Origin of the sequence: Bradyrhizobium sp. BR13661, from assembly GCF_029892425.1 — a bacterium.
In the GTDB taxonomy this organism is placed as follows: Bacteria; Pseudomonadota; Alphaproteobacteria; order Rhizobiales; family Xanthobacteraceae; genus Bradyrhizobium.
In genome coordinates, this window is the sequence record NZ_JARXWB010000007.1 from 212,098 (window position 1) to 229,818 (window position 17,721).

The 17,721-nt window shown below is 64.0% G+C and carries 20 protein-coding genes; 12 read left to right on the plus strand and 8 right to left on the minus strand.

Features of this window, described 5'->3' with window-relative positions:
* The first annotated feature begins 104 nt into the window (after nt 1–104).
* Nucleotides 105–1,091 carry a helix-turn-helix domain-containing protein gene (locus tag M2427_RS14445; protein WP_280707021.1) on the plus strand — a complete coding sequence of 329 codons (987 nt, stop codon included), beginning with the start codon at nt 105–107 and terminating at the stop codon, nt 1,089–1,091.
* Between the two features lie 4 nt (nt 1,092–1,095).
* On the opposite strand, the gene M2427_RS14450 is transcribed toward M2427_RS14445, so the two are convergent.
* The gene (locus M2427_RS14450) at nt 1,096–1,593 is read right to left on the minus strand and encodes a VOC family protein (RefSeq protein ID WP_280707022.1); all 498 of its coding nucleotides are present in this window, start codon (nt 1,591–1,593) and stop codon (nt 1,096–1,098) included.
* A 175-nt stretch (nt 1,594–1,768) separates the two neighbouring features.
* Nucleotides 1,769–2,845: a methyl-accepting chemotaxis protein gene (locus tag M2427_RS14455; RefSeq protein ID WP_280707023.1), complete on the minus strand. Its 1,077-nt coding sequence runs from the start codon at nt 2,843–2,845 to the stop codon at nt 1,769–1,771.
* Between the two features lie 277 nt (nt 2,846–3,122).
* Here M2427_RS14455 and recJ point away from each other — a divergent pair, with 277 nt between their 5' ends.
* The 3 genes from recJ (at nt 3,123) to M2427_RS14470 (ending at nt 6,699) form a co-directional block, all read left to right on the plus strand.
* Entirely contained in the window at nt 3,123–4,964 is a 1,842-nt protein-coding gene (recJ, locus tag M2427_RS14460) for a single-stranded-DNA-specific exonuclease RecJ (RefSeq protein ID WP_280707024.1), read from the plus strand.
* 37 nt (nt 4,965–5,001) lie between these two features.
* A complete protein-coding gene (locus M2427_RS14465) occupies nt 5,002–5,811 on the plus strand; it encodes a glucose 1-dehydrogenase (protein WP_280707025.1) in 810 nt (269 codons plus the stop codon).
* Nucleotides 5,812–5,907: 96 nt separating this feature from the next.
* Entirely contained in the window at nt 5,908–6,699 is a 792-nt protein-coding gene (locus M2427_RS14470; RefSeq protein ID WP_280707026.1) for an aldolase, read from the plus strand.
* A gap of 6 nt (nt 6,700–6,705) precedes the next feature.
* On the opposite strand, the gene M2427_RS14475 is transcribed toward M2427_RS14470, so the two are convergent.
* A complete protein-coding gene (locus M2427_RS14475; RefSeq protein ID WP_280707027.1) occupies nt 6,706–7,926 on the minus strand; it encodes a lytic murein transglycosylase in 1,221 nt (406 codons plus the stop codon).
* Between the two features lie 136 nt (nt 7,927–8,062).
* On the opposite strand from M2427_RS14475, the gene M2427_RS14480 reads away from it, so the two are divergent.
* The 3 genes from M2427_RS14480 to M2427_RS14490 all read left to right on the plus strand — a co-directional run bounded on the left by M2427_RS14480 (nt 8,063) and on the right by M2427_RS14490 (nt 8,899).
* Nucleotides 8,063–8,317: a hypothetical protein gene (locus M2427_RS14480; protein WP_280707028.1), complete on the plus strand. Its 255-nt coding sequence runs from the start codon at nt 8,063–8,065 to the stop codon at nt 8,315–8,317.
* A gap of 60 nt (nt 8,318–8,377) precedes the next feature.
* Nucleotides 8,378–8,629 carry a hypothetical protein gene (locus M2427_RS14485; protein ID WP_280707029.1) on the plus strand — a complete coding sequence of 84 codons (252 nt, stop codon included), beginning with the start codon at nt 8,378–8,380 and terminating at the stop codon, nt 8,627–8,629.
* 84 nt (nt 8,630–8,713) lie between these two features.
* Nucleotides 8,714–8,899, plus strand: a complete 186-nt coding sequence (locus M2427_RS14490; protein ID WP_280707030.1) for a hypothetical protein — start codon at nt 8,714–8,716, stop codon at nt 8,897–8,899.
* Nucleotides 8,900–8,916: 17 nt separating this feature from the next.
* On the opposite strand, the gene M2427_RS14495 is transcribed toward M2427_RS14490, so the two are convergent.
* A complete protein-coding gene (locus M2427_RS14495) occupies nt 8,917–9,441 on the minus strand; it encodes a MarR family winged helix-turn-helix transcriptional regulator (RefSeq protein ID WP_280707167.1) in 525 nt (174 codons plus the stop codon).
* Nucleotides 9,442–9,495: 54 nt separating this feature from the next.
* Here M2427_RS14495 and M2427_RS14500 point away from each other — a divergent pair, with 54 nt between their 5' ends.
* Together M2427_RS14500 and M2427_RS14505 are read left to right on the plus strand one after the other, a co-directional pair.
* Nucleotides 9,496–9,963, plus strand: a complete 468-nt coding sequence (locus M2427_RS14500) for a carboxymuconolactone decarboxylase family protein (RefSeq protein ID WP_280707031.1) — start codon at nt 9,496–9,498, stop codon at nt 9,961–9,963.
* An 18-nt stretch (nt 9,964–9,981) separates the two neighbouring features.
* Nucleotides 9,982–10,479 (plus strand): cupin domain-containing protein, encoded by a 498-nt coding sequence (locus M2427_RS14505; protein ID WP_280707032.1) that lies wholly within the window; start codon nt 9,982–9,984, stop codon nt 10,477–10,479.
* Between the two features lie 51 nt (nt 10,480–10,530).
* Here M2427_RS14505 and M2427_RS14510 read toward each other — a convergent pair whose 3' ends face one another.
* The 3 genes from M2427_RS14510 to efp form a co-directional block, all read right to left on the minus strand.
* Nucleotides 10,531–11,439: an amino acid ABC transporter substrate-binding protein gene (locus M2427_RS14510; protein ID WP_280707033.1), complete on the minus strand. Its 909-nt coding sequence runs from the start codon at nt 11,437–11,439 to the stop codon at nt 10,531–10,533.
* 158 nt (nt 11,440–11,597) lie between these two features.
* Nucleotides 11,598–13,217 carry a M23 family peptidase gene (locus M2427_RS14515; RefSeq protein WP_280707035.1) on the minus strand — a complete coding sequence of 540 codons (1,620 nt, stop codon included), beginning with the start codon at nt 13,215–13,217 and terminating at the stop codon, nt 11,598–11,600.
* Nucleotides 13,218–13,243: 26 nt separating this feature from the next.
* Complete coding sequence (gene efp, locus M2427_RS14520) at nt 13,244–13,810, minus strand: elongation factor P (RefSeq protein WP_195798251.1); 567 nt, start codon at nt 13,808–13,810, stop codon at nt 13,244–13,246.
* 162 nt (nt 13,811–13,972) lie between these two features.
* On the opposite strand from efp, the gene epmA reads away from it, so the two are divergent.
* From epmA to M2427_RS14535, 3 genes are read left to right on the plus strand one after another with little or no spacing between them, the layout of a single operon-like run.
* Entirely contained in the window at nt 13,973–15,025 is a 1,053-nt protein-coding gene (epmA, locus tag M2427_RS14525) for an EF-P lysine aminoacylase EpmA (RefSeq protein WP_280707036.1), read from the plus strand.
* Nucleotides 15,022–16,116 carry a lysine-2,3-aminomutase-like protein gene (locus M2427_RS14530; protein WP_280707037.1) on the plus strand — a complete coding sequence of 365 codons (1,095 nt, stop codon included), beginning with the start codon at nt 15,022–15,024 and terminating at the stop codon, nt 16,114–16,116. The genes epmA and M2427_RS14530 overlap by 4 nt, the downstream gene beginning before the upstream one ends.
* A 44-nt stretch (nt 16,117–16,160) precedes the next feature.
* Nucleotides 16,161–16,412, plus strand: a complete 252-nt coding sequence (locus tag M2427_RS14535; protein WP_280707038.1) for a hypothetical protein — start codon at nt 16,161–16,163, stop codon at nt 16,410–16,412.
* A 54-nt stretch (nt 16,413–16,466) separates the two neighbouring features.
* Here the strand turns inward: M2427_RS14535 and M2427_RS14540 are convergent, their stop codons facing one another.
* Entirely contained in the window at nt 16,467–17,552 is a 1,086-nt protein-coding gene (locus M2427_RS14540) for a 3-deoxy-7-phosphoheptulonate synthase (RefSeq protein ID WP_280707039.1), read from the minus strand.
* Between the last annotated feature and the right edge of the window lie 169 nt (nt 17,553–17,721).

The following is a 17,721-nucleotide window of genomic DNA, read 5'->3' on the forward strand; positions in this document are numbered from 1 at the left end:
GCGATGAGATTTGGATGAATCGCGTGCGCACCGACTTCGCGCCGTGATGGCATTGTACTGCTGTCTGCCGCAGAATTGTCGCGCTTCAGTAACAGGGTACAGCCATGGGGCAATTCCTTCTGGTTGAGTCGCGCAGACTGGACGGTTTTGAAGGCCTTGAACAGGCCGTCCACGGTTCGCATGTCGACGTGATGCAGCTCGGGCGCGGGCGGCTGCGCGGGACGTTGTCGCATATTGGAATCGGCGACTTCTCGCTGAGCATCGGCGCCTTCAACGTCGGCATGCGCACGCAGCGAGTCTCCAGCGACGACAAGCTGATCATCGGGATGTTGCTCGCGGCCGAGGAGCGCGTGGCTCACTGGTCGTTCGACATGCAGCTCAACGACGTGCTCGTGATTCCGCCGCTGCTGGAGCACGACGGGGTCTTTCACGGCGGCTCCGCTTACGCCGCGATGCGCCTCGATCTCAGCGAGGTCACCTCACTGTTTGGCGGAGAAGCGAGGCTCAGCGATCCCGACACCTGGCGCAGTCGCGGGCATTTCAGGGCGGAGAGTGTGACCGGCGCGATCGCCACGCGCCGTTTGGTCGCGATCATGTCGCACCTGCGCACCAACAGGATGGGACTGACGCCATCGACCGCCGAATATTGGAAGCGGGCGATCGCCGAATGTATGGCGGTCAACGTCATGTCGTCGCTGCCGCCCGACGACAGCGGCTGGCTTCCTTCAGCGCGGCGGTTGATCCGCAGGGTCGAGAACTATCTCGATGAGGCCGGCAGCCGCCCGCTGCACGTGTCCGAGATCTGCGCCGCGCTGGGCGTGTCGCGCCGCACCTTGCACCGCGCCTTTCAGGAGGTGTTCGGCCTCGGCCCGGTCAGCTTCCTCCGGCACAAGCGGCTTTGCGAGGTGCATTCCATCCTGCGCGCCAGTGCGCCCGGCTCGACCACCGTGGCCGCCGTCGCGATGGAGCAGGGCTTTTATGAGCTCGGCCGCTTCGCGCAGTATTACCTTGCGATGTTCGGGGAGCGCCCGTCGCAGACGCTGGGAGGCGCAACATTGCGTACGGCCGGCGAGGGCGTCGCCCAAGCCTAGAAGCCTAGCCCTCCTGAATTTGCGAAGGCGCGCGTGTTCCCAGCCGCTCCACGAGGCGGATCAAATAGCCATCGGGATCCTGCACGAGAAACTCGCGCTGCCCGACCTCCTGCTCGCCGACGCGATACCAGGCCTCATTCGGCGGTTCGTAAAGCGGCCAATTTGCCAGGTCGAGGGCTCGCAGGATCGGATCGATGCGATCGACGACCATCTGGAAATTGATGCCGCGCCCGAAGGGACGGTGCATCTCCGCCGTTTCCCAACGGCCGTTCAATTCGCACAGCATCATCTGCAATCGTCCCCTGACAAGATACACAAATCCGGCATTCGGACGGTCATAGGCAATGTCGAACCCGAGCAGGTTGCGCCAGAACGACAGGCTGGCTTGAATGTTCGAGACGCTGAGCTCCGGCACGAGATCGGCAAAGCCGTCGCGTGGTGCGCAGCCGGTGCTGTCGGATGTGGCGCGGGCGATGGGGTCTGAAAGCGGTGGCTTGGTCATCGGAGGCAAACGGCCTCAATCGCGAAAGACGCCATCATCGGATCATGCCGGTGTTTTGCCCGACGTGTCAAACGACGTTGACCGACTCTTCCAGTGGCGAACGAAAATCATCCATGAAAGCAACCTGCTCGCTACTGTGCATGGGGTTGTTTTACGGTTTGGGGAAAGTGCAGCGTCAGGCCGCGCAGACGATCACGCCATACCAGCCGAGCCCGCGATAGGTCTCGTAGCCCGGCGTCGCATGGAAGGCGATCATTGCACCTGAGCGGTCCTGGTAGAAGCCGGAGCGCTGTCCGTTGAGCGACAGTGAGATGCGTTCGCTGAGGATGCCCTGGCCGTCGGACGCGGCGATCACGCGAAAGTTCGAGTCGACCAGCAGCACGCGCGCCTTGTCGCTGTCGCCGACGCGGACGCCTTGCACGATCGCGCGTGCCTGCGGCTCCCAGTCGAAATGGATGGCGAGCACGCCGATCGGCGCGCCGTTGGCCTGACCGCCGGCGCGGACGCTGGCGCAATAGGTCGCGACCTGGGCGTTGCCGAGCAGCGGCTGGTTCTCGACGTCGCCGGCGACATAGTCGTCACCGGAGCGCAAGGTCTTTGCCTCGCGAAACCATTTGGTGTGAGCGACGTTCTGGCCGACGACAGGAAAGCGGTCGGCGCGACCATTGGCGATGACGTTGCCGTCTAGGTCGCAGAGCCAGAGGTCGAGATAGACGGTGTAGGCACCGAGAATGACGCCGAGGCGCTGCGAGGCGTAGCTGACCGCGGCCGGAGCGGGGGAGGCGGCGCAATCGACCACGGCGGAGTCAGTCGCCCACCAGCGCACGTCGCAGGTGCGCTCATAGAGGTTGCGGTCGATCAGCTCGATCGCGTTCAGGGACAGGTCCATCATGCGCTCGCCGCGCGAGCGCTGGCTCATGCGCTCGATCGAGGCGACAAGATCGCCGGTTCGTTTGGTCAGCTGGGTCTCGAGCTCGCGTGCGATGGTCTCGACCTGTTGGCCGACCCCGCGTACCTCCTGCGCCACCACAGCGAAGCCCGCGCCCTGTGCGCCGGCGCGCGAGCTTTCGATCAGCGCGTTCAGCGCCAGCATCTTCATCTGGTTGGTGATCTGCTGGATCGACTTGGTCTTGTCGACCGCGATCTGGTTGACCTCCGCGGTCAGCCGATTGATCAGCGCGGAAATGTCGGAATCGTCGTCGGCGGGTTCGGTGGTGACAGGCTTGGCTTTCAGACCCAGCGCAGCAGACATCGGGGCGTTCCTTGGCAATGAGGCGTGATCTGCAATGAACCCGGAACTACAAATCACCCAGATCGAATAAGTGTAATTTTCGAAGATTCGCGCTAACGCCCACTTAATTTGCTGTCCGCGCGGCTGCTCAAATGGTAGTCAACCCGCTGAGTAATTCGGCAATCCACCGCTTTGTGGGCCGCTGACGTTGCAATCGGCCGAAGATTCCCGGTCAATTCTGCAGGCCCGATGCGGCCGCCGCGCCGTTGCGTATCCCTGACGACTTGAACCCCGAATCATGACGCCGCCCGCCACCGCCTTGCCCGTCGAGATGCCCCAGGCCTTCCTGGGCGTGGCGCGCTCGTTCACCGACAAGCTCTGGCGCACCCGGTTGGATGCGCGCGGCGCCGCCACGGCGCTCGCCATCGTGCAGCGTCACCAGCTGCCGGAATTGCTGGCGCGGGTCCTGGCCGGTCGCGGCGTCGATATCGACGCGGTGCCTGATTTCCTCGATCCGACCATCCGCAAGCTCATGCCGGATCCGTTCACGGTGACGGAGATGGAGGCCGCCTCAAAACGGATTGCAGATGCGGCCGTGAAGGGTGAGACCGTTGCGATCTTCGGCGACTACGACGTCGACGGCGCGACGTCGGCGGCGCTGCTCGCCTGGCACCTGCGCCATTGCGGGCTCGATCCGCTGATCCACATTCCCGACCGCATTTTTGAAGGCTATGGCCCCAACGTCGAAGCTGTCCGAGGGCTCGCCGCCAAGGGCGCGACGCTGCTCGTCACCGTCGATTGCGGTACCACCAGCATCGAGCCTCTCGCCGAAGCCAAGCGGCTCGGCATGTCGGTCGTGGTGATCGACCACCACCAGGCCGGCGATGTACTTCCAGAGGTCGACGCGCTGGTCAATCCGAATCGGCTCGACGATCTCTCGGGCCTTGGCCATCTCGCCGCCGTCGGCCTCGTACTGGTGACGCTGGTCGCGGTTAACAGAGAACTTCGGCAGCGCGGCTTCTGGTCTGCGGAGATGCCGGAGCCCGACCTGCTCGGCATGCTGCATCACGTCGCACTCGGCACCGTCGCCGATGTCGCGCCGCTGATTGGTTTGAACCGCGCCTTCGTCGCCAAGGGCCTGATCGCGATGCGGCGGCGCGACCATGTCGGCCATACCGCGCTGATGGACGTAGCGCGGCTCAACGGCCCGCCGGAGGCCTGGCATCTCGGCTTCATGCTGGGGCCGCGCGTCAACGCCGGTGGCCGGATCGGCCGCGCCGATCTTGGCGTACGGCTCTTGCTGGAAGGCGACAGCGTCGAGGCCGCACGGATCGCCGCCGAGCTCGACCGCCTCAACAGCGAACGCCGCGTCATCGAACAGGCCGCCGAAGCGCAGGCCGAAGCCGAGGCGCTGGCGTCGATTGGCCTCGAGGACAAGCTCGGCGTCATCGTCACCGCGTCCGAAGGCTGGCATCCCGGCGTGGTGGGCCTTGTTGCCTCGCGGCTGAAGGAGAAGTTCTCGCGGCCGGCTTTTGCGATTGCGCTCGAGCCCGGCGGCATCGGCACCGGTTCGGGCCGCTCGATCGCCGGCGTCGATCTCGGCAAGGCGGTGCGGCAGGCTGTGGCCGACGGCATTCTGCTGAAAGGCGGCGGCCACGCAATGGCCGCGGGCGTGACGCTGCGGAAAGAGAAGCTCGCCGAATTCCGCGCCTATTTGGAGAACGCGCTGGCGCAGGACGTCGCCGAGGCGCGTCATGTCAACGAGCTCTACATCGACGGCGCGATCTCGGCGCGCGCGGTGACGCCGGAGCTTGCGAGCACGCTCAATCGTGCAGGACCCTTTGGCAGTGGCAATCCGGAGCCGGTGCTGGCGCTGCCGGCGCATCAGCTGGTCTTCGCCGATGAGGTCGGACAGGCGCATCTGCGGCTGCGCTTCAAATCGGGGGACGGCTCGATCGTCAATGGCATCGCGTTCCGCTCGGTCGGCCAGAAGCTCGGCAATGCGTTGCTCGCCAATCGCGGCCAGCAACTGCATGTTGCGGGATCCTTGTCGGTCGATCGTTATCAGGGCGCCGAGCGCGTGCAGTTTCGCGTCATCGACGCCGCACTACCGGACCAGGGGCCATCCGTGATTAGATGAGACGGCCTCAAACAAACAACAAAGAAAGGGAGTGAACATGGCAGGGCAGGTTGAGGGCAAGGTTGCGCTAGTGACGGGCGGCGCGTCCGGTATTGGCGAGGCCATCGTCGAGCTATTTGCGCGCGAAGGCGCAACTGTCGTCATCACTGACATCGACGAGCTGCGCGGGCCCGAACTCGCGACGCGCGTGACAAAGGCTGGTGGCAAGGCGATTTTCCTGGAGCAGGACGTCACCAGCGAGGAGCGCTGGATCGAGATCGTGGCGGACATCGCGAAGCGTCACGGCCGGCTCGACATCATGGTCTCCAATGCCGGCATCGGCATCGCCGTGCCTTCGATCACCGACATGACGCTCTCTGACTGGCGCAAGCAGAACGCGATCAACCTCGATGGCGTGTTTCTCTCGGTGAAGCATTGCCTGCCGCTGATGCGCAAGCATGGCGGCGGCTCGATCGTGATGATGTCCTCGCTCGCGGGCCTGCGCGGTGCGCCCGGGCTGTCGGCCTATTCGGCGACCAAGGGCGGCGTGCGGCTTTTTGCCAAATCGATTGCGATGGAGTGCGCGGCGGCGGGCGACGGCATCCGCGTCAATTCGGTCCACCCTGGGATCATCGACACGCCGATCTGGGGCAAGATCCCGACCGGGGCGACCGGCGCCGGTCAGAACGCGCCGATTGATCCCGAAGAGCGCGCAAAAGTCGCAACGCCGCTCGGCCGCGCAGGTCAGGCCGCGGAGATTGCCTCCGGCGTGCTGTATCTGGCGTCGGATGCCTCGCGCTACGTCACCGGCACTGAGCTCGTCATCGATGGCGGCATGAATGCCGGTGGGGTGCCGCGGCGGGCGTGAGACACGCAGGGCAGGGTGGCGCCGTGAGGGGCTGACGCACGGGCGTCGGCCCTGTAGAACGCGGATGTTTCCTGCCCGAAAGAGGTCTCCTTCGCCATGGCGCACAGCCTTCACGCCTCCTCATCCGCGCCCGTCCGCTCGAACCGGCCGGACCTCGCCACCGATGCGATCCGTACCGCGCGCGAGGATCTCGCCGCCTGCTTCCGCATGGCCGCGCGCAACGGCTTTGAGGAGGGCATTTGCAACCACTTCTCGGCCGTCGTGCCCGGCCATGACGACCTGTTCCTGGTCAACCCCTACGGCTACGCCTTCCGCGAGCTGACGGCCTCAAAACTCCTGATCTGCGACTTCCACGGCCATGTGCTCGACGGTGAGGGCGAGCCTGAAGCGACCGCGTTCTACATCCATGCCGAGATGCACAAGCGCCTGCCGCGCGCCAAGGTCGCCTTCCACACCCACATGCCCTATGCGACCGCGTTGTCGATGACCGAGGGCGATCCGCTGATCTGGGCCGGGCAAACAGCGCTGAAGTTCTACGGACGCACCGCGGTGGACCGCGACTACAATGGCCTCGCCCTCGACGTTAGCGAAGGCGCGCGCATTGCATCGGCCGTGGGCGATGCCGACATCGTCTTCATGAAGCATCACGGCGTGATGGTGCTGGCGCCGACGATCGCGGAAGCGTGGGACGATCTCTACTACCTCGAACGCGCGGCTGAAGTGCAGGTGCTGGCGATGTCGACGGGACGCAAGGTGCTGCCGGTCGATCCCGCGGTCGCTGCCGCAACATACAAGCAGATGCGAGAGGGCGATTCCGAATCGGCGCGGCTGCATCTCGCCGCGATCCGCCGCCAGCTCGACGCGGAAGAGCCGCAATACCGGCACTGAGGCTGCTTACGATCCCTGCCGCAGCTTCGCCAGCACCTTTAGCCCGCCATAGCCATCGGCGGGCGTGATGCCGGCGCGCTGCTGAAAATCCTTAATGGCTTTCATCGTGTCGTTGCCGACGCGGCCGTCAGTGCCGCCGGTATCGAAACCGGCCTTGGTCAGCCGCGTCTGCATCTCCTGCACCTCGGCGAGCGTCAAGATGCGCTCGGAGCCGGGGAAGGGCTGAATGAAGGGCGGCGCGCCGAGGCAGCGGTCGCCGAGATGGCAGATCGCCAGCGCGTAGTTCATCGAGGGGTTGTAGCTCTTCACCGAATAGAAATTCGGCCCCAGCAGGAATGTCGGTCCGCCCGCAACCGGCGTCCACATCTGCGCGGATGCGTTCGGTTGCGGGAACGGTTGGCCGTCGGCGCGGGTTACGCCGGCCGCCTGCCATGCCGCATAGGTGCGTCCGCCGTTCATCTCGCTGGCCGCGCGCACCTCATAGCCCCAATGCTCGCCGCGGCGCCATTTGCCGCGATTGACCAGATATTTCGCCGTCGACCCCAGCGCGTCGTCGGGCTTGCCGAACGGAGAGACCTTGCCGTCGCCGTCATAGTCGATGCCGACATTGAGCCACACCTCCGGCATCCATTGCGAATTCCCCATCGCGCCGGCCCAGGAGCCCTGCATCTCCTCAGGCGTGCTCCAGCCCTTGTCGACGATGCGGAGCGCGTTGATCAGTTCGGCCTCCCAATAGGCCTTGCGGCGCGGTTCGTTCCAGGCGAGCGCGGCGAGCGAGGGAAACACCGGCGTCATGTGGTTCTGCTGCACGAGCGGATCGCCGTAAGCAGATTCCACGCCCCACAGCGCCAGTAGCGTGCCGCGCTCGACACCGAAATCACGCTCGATGCGCGCGAACAGCGCCTCGTTGTTCTTGAGCGCAATCTTGCCGTTGATGATGCGCCAGTCGGAGACGCGGCGGTTGATGTATTGCCAGACCTGCTCGTGAAATTCGGGCTGGTTGCGCATCTGCTTGAACACGCTCATGTCGGGCTCGACCCGCGCCATGGCGCGCTGCCAGGTCGCAGCCGAAATACCTTTCGCCATGGCGCGTGCGCGAAACGCCTCGCGCCATTCGTCGAAGCCGGGAGGCGATGCGAGTAATTCCGTTGGAATTGCCAGCGAAGCGGCTGCGCCAAGCAGGGCACGGCGGGTGATGCGATTGGCCGAGGAATCAGCGTGTTTCATACGACCATTGTATCGGGAAACACGGCTCTTGTGGGCGGTTCCTGGAACAAGTGGGAACAGGTTTTCAACGTCACGTTCCCAGGAACAAAGTGTCGCACTCCCGCATTCCCTCCGTACGACATTGGAGGAGGACAAGATGAGGAAATATCTCTTTGCGGCTGCCATAGTCACGGCTATCGCGGCCCCTGCGTTCGCGGATGAGGTCGGTGTTCACGTCGGTCCGGTCGGTGCCGGCGTGACGGTCGGCGAGTCGCATGAGTATCGCGACCGCGATCGCGATCGGACCACCGTCATCAAGGAGCGTGCGCCTGCCGATCGCACCACTGTCATCAAGAAGGAAGATGAATTCGGCAACCGCAGCAAAACCGTGATCCATCACGACAACGATTGACGCGACAGGGCCCTGGCGGAGGCGCTGGGGCCCGCTTTCATCGACAAGATTCGGGGTGGAATGAAGATACGCACGCATGCGGAAAGCCATGTCGTCGAGCTCGACGACGGATCATGCTGGCAGATTTTCCCCGGTGATCTCGCAGCGACGCTGAGCTGGAAACCTGAAACGGATTTGCACCTGGAGCCGATTGGCGACCGGGTGTGTTCGCACGTCCTGATCAATGGTGCGGACCAAAGCCGCGTCCGCGTGATTACGGCAGGCAAAGGCTGGCCCGACGGCGAAGTTAAGAAAGTATTGAAGGGTGGGTAGGTCGCACCTGCGCCAGGTCAGATATCTCAGATTTTAAGCGCGTCGCTTTACGCTCGGTTGGCCTCTGTCTGGCATGATGCCGGCATGCGCGAGCTGTTAGACATCATCCGAGCCAATCCCTGGCCGTTCGGCGCCGGGCTCTTTGTCGTGATCCTGATGATCATCGCCGAGAATTTCGGTCGGGGCATTCAGGGTGACGGCGCCGCCGGCGGCGACTTGCCGGATTTCGGCGGTTGCGACGGCGGTGGAGACGGAGGAGGCGGCGACTAGGCTCGCTTCGCCCTAGCCTAGTCCTCCTGCAACTCCGTGGCGACGTTGGCGAGCCAGCGGCGAATGCTTGCCTCCGCCTTGGCGTCGAGGCCACCGGCCAAACGTTTCTCCAAATCAATCACACGTTCCCGGCAGGCCTTCAGCAGCGTTGTGCCGCGCGGTGTCAGAGTCCACTGCTGGATGCGCCCATGGACGGGATGGCGGGTCATCACGATCGCACCGTCGCGCTCGAGGTTGCGGATGATCACGCCGACTGTTTGCGGTGTCAGGAAGGTGAGGCGGGCGACGTCGGCGCCCGACAGGCCCGGATAGGCATTCAGCATCGTCAGCACGGCGAATTGCGGCGAGGTTACGCCGAGATCAGCCAGCGTACGTTCCATCTTCAGCCGAACCGCGGCGTGTGCCTGGCGCAGGAGGTATCCGAGATAGCCTTGCTCGCCACGTTTGCCTTCGCCGGGAGCGGGGACATGTGCTGGGGCTGCCTCCGTGGACACCCTCTGCTCCGCTTTCGATTTCGTGATACTGGCTGACTTGCGCATAATATAAGAACTCTTATAAGATATAAGTAGTCTTACAATATCACGAGGTTGATTGCAATGTCACACGCCCGCAGCGAATACGAGGATTTCAAGCGCATCACGCCCGATGCGTATGATCTGGTGCTGGCGCTCGGTCAGGTCGCGGCCAAGGCCGGCCTCGACAAGCAACTGCTCGAGCTGGTCAAGCTGCGCGCCTCGCAGATCAACGGCTGCGCCTTCTGCGTCCAGCATCACGTCCTCCTCTCGGAGCGGCTTGGGATTCCCGCCGACAAGCTTCATCTCGTCGCGGTGTGGCGCGAAGCTCCAATTTATTCGGCGCGTGAGCGCGCAGCGCTGGCATGGGCCGAGGCACTGACCCAGCTGCCGGACGGCTTCGGCGACGAGGTTTATGACGAGGTGCAGCGCGAATTCTCCGAGGCCGAGCTGATGTATCTGACCTCGGCGATAGCCTCGATCAACGTTTGGAATCGGTATGGTGCAGCGTTTCGCTGGACGCCGCCGAAGCGGCCGGCAACGGCGTCCTGATCACGAGGGGAAATGACCATGACAGCTATGAGCTTGGCGGCCGCGCCGCGTCATCAGCGATCGATAATCTTGGCTCTTGTCGGCGGGTTTGCTTGCGCAGTCGCGATCGGCAGAGCGTTGCCTGTGACGTTCGACACCGTCTCAGGCGCGCTGGCGCCGCTTTGCGCGACCGCTGCCGAGAGCTCACCGCTCGACAAAGTCGAGCCGATTGGCTCCTATGCGCTACCCAACGTGCCAGGTAAGCGCGTGACCATTGTGCGCGTGTTCTACGGTCCGGGCGGATTTTCGCGGCCGCATCGCCATGCGGGTTCGGTGACCGCCTATATCACCAAGGGAGAGATCCGCTCCCAGCTCGGCGGTGGACCGGTCGAGACATTCGGCGTTGGCCAATCTTTCTTCGAACCGCCGGGCGCAACGCATCTGGTCTCGGCCAATGCCAGTACCACGGAGCCTGCCGAACTGATCGCCGTGTTCGTGGCGGATGAGGGCGCGCAACTGACGACCTATATCGAGTGACGCATAAGCCGGATCGAGCGGTAGCTCGATCCGGCCATATCTCAAACCATATCAGCCCCCGTAGGACGCAGGGTCGGGATTGTCCGACGGATTCTCGAACGACTTCTTCAGCGATGCCGGCATCGGGACGTGGAAGTTCAGGCCGCGCGGCGGGACCGGCTCCATGAACCATTTGTCGTAGATCTTCTGGATCTCGGGGCTCTGGTAGAGTTTTGAAGTTGCCCGATCGACCACTGTCTTGAACGGCACGTCATCCTTGCGCAGCATGATGCCATAGGGCTCCGGATCGGAGAATGCGCCGTTGCTGATGGCGTAGAGCGAAGGGTCTTTCGACGACGCGATCATCGCGGCAAGCTGGATATCGTCCATGACGAATGCCGCGGCGCGGTCGGTCTCAACCATCAGGAATGCCTCGGGGACATCCTTGGCACTCATGACCGTGATGCCGAGCGAGCGGGCCAGATTGGCCTTGGTGAGCTGGTTGATGTTTGTCGTGCCCGCGACGGAGACAACAGCCTTGCCCTTGAGATCATCGACCTGATCAAGTTTCAGCGCCTTCTTGGACACGAAACGGCTCGCCGTGAGGAAATGCGTGTTGGTGAACCACACCTGCTTCTGGCGGTCGGCGTTGTTGGTGGTGGAGCCGCATTCGAGATCAACCGTGCCGTTCGCCATCAGTGGGATGCGTGTGGATGAGGTGACGATGCTCTCGTTGACCTCGAGCTTGTCCAGCTTGAGCTCGCTCTTGATCTCGTCGACGATCTTCATGCAGATGTCGACGGCGTAACCGACGATCTTCTGCTTGTCGTCAATGTAGCTGAACGGCACCGCACTATCGCGGATCCCAAGCGTGATCGCGCCGGTGTCCTTGATCTTCTTGAGCGTGCCGCTCAATTCGTCCGCGCGCGCCGGCATGGCGAGCGCGGCGGCGAGCATGGCCGCTGTGGTGAGATAACGCATGAGCTTCCCTTCATCCTGTTGGCTGCGGCAGCCAAGCAATTCTGGGGCCAGAAGGTCGGGTCACGCAGGAATTGGCCGGGCCAGGCTTTGCCGAGCCCGCCGGGCCATCATCGCCGTGTCACAGGCCTTGGCGAGCGGCGTCGGCGGCGTGCGCAGCCTTAGTTCTCTTCGCTGCTCGATCCCTCGCGCAGATCGGGCTTCACCACATCCTCGGGCAGCGTATGCGCACCCGGCTGCGGGTTGCCGGCGATCTCCGTGCCGATCTCGTGGCCGCGGGCGCGGATCAGGCGCTCATAGGCCGAAACCAGCGTGACGTAGGGGCTGACCCAGATCCAGCCGTCGCGGGTGAACACTTGAACGTCGAAATGCAGATGCATTGACGTGCCCGCAGGATGATCGAGGTAGTTCGAGATCACGCCGATCTTCTCGCCTTCGGTGACGATGCGGCCGTTGAGGACCCCGTCGGCATTCATCGCCAGCGGGTTCATGTGCATGTAGCGGAAGCGGATGTGTTCGGTCCGGCTGTTGACCTCGAGCGTCGCCGCCTGGTCCTTGGAGGCGCGGATCACCATGGCGTCGCGCACCGCAACGACACTGCGTTGCTTGGGATCGCAGGGTTCGCGACCGTCAGCGGGCGAGGGGCATTCGGCGGCGCGGATGTCCTCGCCCTGATGGCCGTAGCCGCCGCCGCATTGCCAGACTTCGAAGCTGCGGGACTCGCAGAAATTGTCGCGCCAGGGATAGGCTGTCGGGCCATCATTATCGCGCTTCGCGTAGGATTGCGAATGCACGAAGGCGGGCGCTTTTTCGAGCGGAAAGCGGATTTGCGCGTACGCCATCGCGTCGGGATGGCCACCCTGCTTGCGATAACCGGTGTTCGGAATGATGTCTCCGCTCGGCCGGTAGCTGAAATCCGCCGACCGCTGGGCGGGACGATCGGTAAGATCGGAGGCAACGTCCATCAGAGGCCGCATGCGCTGGCCGCCGGCGACGTGCAGCGCTCTCAGGAAACGCTCGGCGACGGGATAAGCTTCCTTGCAGGCAAGGCGTCGCGGCTTTGCGACGCTGTCAAGGCACTGGATCGATACCACATAGGCGACGCCAAAACGCGTGAAAGCGTAGCGGACATAGCCTTCGCGGATGAACTTGCGCAGGTCCGGATAGATCGCCGCGAGCGGCTTGACCGGTTCGCCCTTGCCGCCGGCGGGATCGGCGATGTCGTAGACGAGCGCAGAACCGGTGATCTGTACCTCGACCGGTTTTGTGAAGGTGCGCGACGGCATGCCGTCGCCGGCGCCAGGCTCAAGAGAGAACATCGCGCTGTATCCGGCTGGACCCGCGTCAAACATGTCGACGGGATTGAAATCAGCCTGGTGACGCGACAGCGAGAGCGTGGACGGCGCGCCGCTGCGTTGCGCGTCGAGATAGGCGGCGGCATCGAACGGCAGCAGCACGGGAACGGAGCTGCGGGCAATGCCGGTGAAAAACTGCGAGGAGACCGCGTTGAGCTGCACCAGCGCCGGCATCCCGCGTGGGTCGAAACGCGGCACCGAACGGCGCGGCACGAAGATGAAATCGCCCGCGACCTGTGGGCGGCTGCTGATCTCGGTGCGGAGCTGGTCGAGCGCTGCGCGCCAGTCGACGCGCAGGGCCGTGAGTGAGGGGCTGCGGAATTCGTCCGCGGCAATCGGAGATGCAAGGAGGAGCGAAAGCGACGCCAGAAGAAGCGAGACGAAGCGGAAACCCTTCCTAGCCACAGTCTCGCCCCCCGGCGGCACCTGTCCTGATTCCTCGATCCCTCGGCTTAGTCCTTGGCGCGCTCGGAATAGGAGCCGTCTTCGGTCATCACCACGATGCGGGTGCCGACCGAGATGTGCGGCGGCACAGTGGTGCGGATACCGTTGGAGAGCACCGCCGGCTTGTAGGACGACGAGGCGGTCTGGCCTTTGGTCACCGGCTCGGTCTCGACGACTTCCAGCGTCACGCGCTGCGGCAGAGCGAGCGAAACCACGTTGACGTCGTGGGTCGACAGCTTGACGGTCATGTCGGGCTGAAGATAGGCGGCGGCATCGCCGACGACGTCCTTGGAGACCTGCACCTGGTCGTAGGTCTCGGGGTTCATGAAGTGGAAGCCGTCGCCATCTTCATACAGGAAGGTGAAGTTGCGCTCTTCGATCGTGGCCTTTTCGACCTGGTCGGTGGTCTTGTAGCGCTCCGAGATCTTTACCCCGTCCGAGATTCGGCGCATTTCGATCTGGCTGACCGGCGTGCCCTTGCCGGGATGGATGTTCTCGGCGCTCACGACGACATAAAGCTTGCCGTCTTGCTCGATCACGTTGCCCTTGCGAATAGAACTGGCGATGACTCTCAAAGCTATATTTCCTGCTTGCTTGGCCCGGCTCAGGCCAGGACGTGGTCAAATCGATGGGGGACTTGGGGCCTCAAATCAGACCTCGGCGCCCGTTTCGGGCCGCAACATACGCATTTTGTCGTTGAATGCCAGCATTTTGCTGGCCCAAGGGGCGACCGGTTAATGGCTGGGGACAAGCCGATTTCGCCGTTCTGGAGCCCGTCGCGGCACCTCGACCGGCGGCCGTTCCTCCAGGCCAGGGGGGCCATCATCGGAGCCGTCAGGGGCTTTTTCGCCGAACAGGGCTTCGTCGAGGTCGAAACCTCGGTCCTTCAGGTCTCTCCGGGCAACGAGACCCATTTGCACGCTCCCCGGACCGAGATCATCCGGCACGACGGCAGCCGAGCCAGCCGTTACCTGCGGACCTCGCCCGAATTCGCCTGCAAGAAGCTGCTGGCGGCCGGCGAAGAGCGGATATTCGAGTTCGCCCGGGTGTTCCGCGACCGCGAGCGCGGCGACCTGCACTTGCCCGAATTCACCATGCTGGAATGGTACAGGGCCAGCGCACCCTATGACGCCATCATGGCCGATACGGTGGTCGTCATCGCCACGGCCGCGCAGGCAACCGGGATTGGGACTTTCGCGTTCCGGGGCCGGACCGCGGACCCGTTCGCCGAGCCAGAGCTGCTGACCGTCGCAGGCGCCTTCGAGCGCTTCGCCGGGGTCGACCTGCTGTCGACAATCTCGGACAACGAGGGTAACCGTGCCGCGCTCGCCGAAGCGGCCGCCGGCAAGGTCCGGGTTGCCGAGGACGACACCTGGTCGGACATCTTCAGCAAGGTCCTGGTCGAGCATGTCGAGCCGCATCTGGGGCAGGGGCGTTTGACCATTCTGTTCGAATACCCATCTCCGGAGGCGGCGCTGGCGCGAGTGAAGACAGACGACCCGCGGGTCGCCGAGCGGTTCGAGGTCTATGCCTGCGGCGTCGAACTCGCCAACGGCTTTGGCGAACTCACCGACGCCGGGGAACAGCGTAAGCGCTTCACGGAGTCGATGGCAGAGAAGCAGCGCCGCTACGGCGAGGCCTATCCGCTGGATGAGGATTTTCTGGCCGCGGTTGCCGCAATGCCGGAGGCGAGCGGTGTCGCGCTCGGTTTCGATCGGCTCGTGATGCTGGCAAGCGGCGCAACGCGGATTGATCAGGTGGTGTGGACACCGCCTGCGGACGAGAGATGACAAAGACCAATCTTGCACGAACATTGCGTGAGCCGGCCGAACTTGTCGCCGCGGACCTCGCGCCTGCCACCGCTCTGCCCACGCTAGAACGCGTCGCGGCCCGCTATGCGGTTGCGATCACGCCGGCGCTGGCCCAGCTGATCGATACCTCGGATCCTGACGATCCCATCGCCCGCCAGTTCGTTCCGACTGCCGCGGAGCTCCAGATGCAGCCGGGCGAAAGCGCCGATCCGATCGGCGATCACCCGCATTCGCCTGTCACCGGCATCGTGCATCGCTATCCCGATCGGGTGCTGTTCAAGCTCGTTCACGTCTGCGCGGTCTATTGCCGCTTCTGCTTCCGCCGCGAGATGGTCGGTCCCGGCAAGGAGAACGCACTCTCGGATAGCGCCTATCTTGCCGCGATCGACTACATCCGCGCGCATAGCGAGATATGGGAGGTGATCCTGACCGGCGGCGATCCGCTGATGCTGTCGCCGCGCCGGATGAGCGAGATCATGGCTGATCTCGCCGGCATCGATCACGTCAAGATCGTCCGCCTTCACACCCGGGTGCCCGTGGCCGATCCCGCGCGCATCAGCGACGAGATGGTCGCGGCGCTGCAGGTCGAGGGTGCAACCACCTGGGTGGCACTACATGCCAACCATGCGCGCGAGCTGACGGGGCCGGCCCGCGCCGCCTGCGCGCGGCTGGTCGATGCTGGAATTCCCATGGTCAGCCAGTCCGTGCTTTTGCGCGGCGTCAATGACAACGTCGCCGCCCTGTCGGATTTGATGCGGGCTTTCGTCGAATGCCGGATCAAGCCCTATTACCTGCATCATGGCGATCTCGCGCCGGGCACTGCGCATCTGCGCACGACGCTGGCGCACGGACAGGAGTTGATGCGGCAGTTGCGCGGGCGGGTGTCAGGGCTGTGTCAGCCTGACTATGTCATCGACATTCCCGGCGGCGCCGGCAAATCGCCGGTCGGGCCGAATTATGTGTTGGCGGCGCCAAATACCGCAGCTCATGCGGGTGATACGGTGACGGAAACGCGCTATCGTATCGTCGACTATTGCGGCGACGTTCATCTGTATCCACCAGAGACCTGAGCGGTTTGGATGCGAGACGTTGCTTTGGGAAACGGAGCGGAAAGATGAAGAGCGTCATCGTGGCACTAGCGCTGCTGGCCTTGTTTGGCGGCGTGGCCGTCGCGCAGACCGGCACCAAGGGATCGACATCGGGCGGGGCCACGTCCGGCTCGACGCCGCTCGCGCCGATCGGTCATCGTCAGCCGAAAGTTGGCGACGTGCCGAACGAGAAAAATCTAAGCGATCCCAACGATCCCCTGAGCAAGGAAAATCAGGCGCTCGACAAGAAGATCAAGAGCATCTGCCGAGGCTGTTGACGAGGGCGACGGGCAGGGCGCGAACAGCATCGCCCCGCCCGCCTTCGGCCCCGATTACGCAGAGCGCTCGTGCAGTCCGGCGCGCGCGCTATTGCGGCGGATCTCGACCGCATCAGCGAGCTGCTCGAGCGCCTTTACCGTCGTCGCCCAATCGATGCATCCGTCGGTGATGCTTTGGCCGTACACGAGCGGTTTGCCCGTCACCACGTCCTGGCGGCCGGCGACGAGATTGCTCTCGATCATCACGCCCATGATGCGGTTCTCGCCGCCCGAGATCTGACCGGCGATGTCGGCCATGACCAGTGGTTGGTTCTCCGGCTTCTTGCTCGAATTGGCGTGGCTCGCATCCACCATCACCAGCGGGGCGACGCCGGACTTCGCCAGGTCGTTGCAGGCCGCAGCGACGCTCGCCGCGTCGTAATTCGGCTTGGTTCCGCCGCGCAGGATGATGTGGCAGTCCTCATTGCCCGCAGTCGAGGCGATCGCAGAGCGGCCGAGCTTGGTCACCGCCATAAAATGATGCGGATGCGAGGCCGACTTCACCGCGTCCGCCGCGATCCGCACATTGCCGTCGGTGCCGTTCTTGAAGCCGACCGGGCAGGACAGCCCCGAGGCCAGCTCGCGATGGATCTGGCTTTCGGTCGTGCGGGCGCCGATTGCAGCCCAGGACACGAGGTCGGCGATGTATTGCGGTGTCGTCATGTCGAGGAATTCGGTGCCGGCGGGTAGGCCGAGATTGTTCACGGCCGACAGCACATTGCGTGCGAGCCGCAGGCCCTTGTTGATGTCGAAGCTGCCGTCGAGATCCGGATCGTTGATCAGGCCCTTCCAGCCCACCGTGGTGCGCGGCTTCTCGAAATAGACCCGCATCACGATCTCAAGCTGGTCGGCAAGCTCCTCGCGCAGGGCGGCGAGGTGCTCGGCATACTCGAGCGCCGCCTTGGGATCATGGACCGAGCAGGGGCCGACGACGACCAGAAGCCGGTCGTCCTGGCCATTGAGGATGGCGTGGATGGCGTTGCGCGCTGCCATCACCACGCGGGTCGCCGTGAGGGTGCGCGGGACCTCCCGCATCACGTCCTCGGGCGTGCTCAGCTCTTTCAGTTCGCGGATACGAAGATCGTCAGTCGTGCTCAGCACGGCGGGCTCCTGTTTGTTTCAGAATCTGCCGGCCAATAAAAAAGCCGCCAGGTCTGGCGGCTGTTCGGACGTTTGCTTCAATATTCTAGATTGAGCGCGATCCCCCTGCCGCCAGCGAGCTGTCGTAGCTAAAGTACCAAAAATAGCTGGTGGCGACGGTGATCATGGG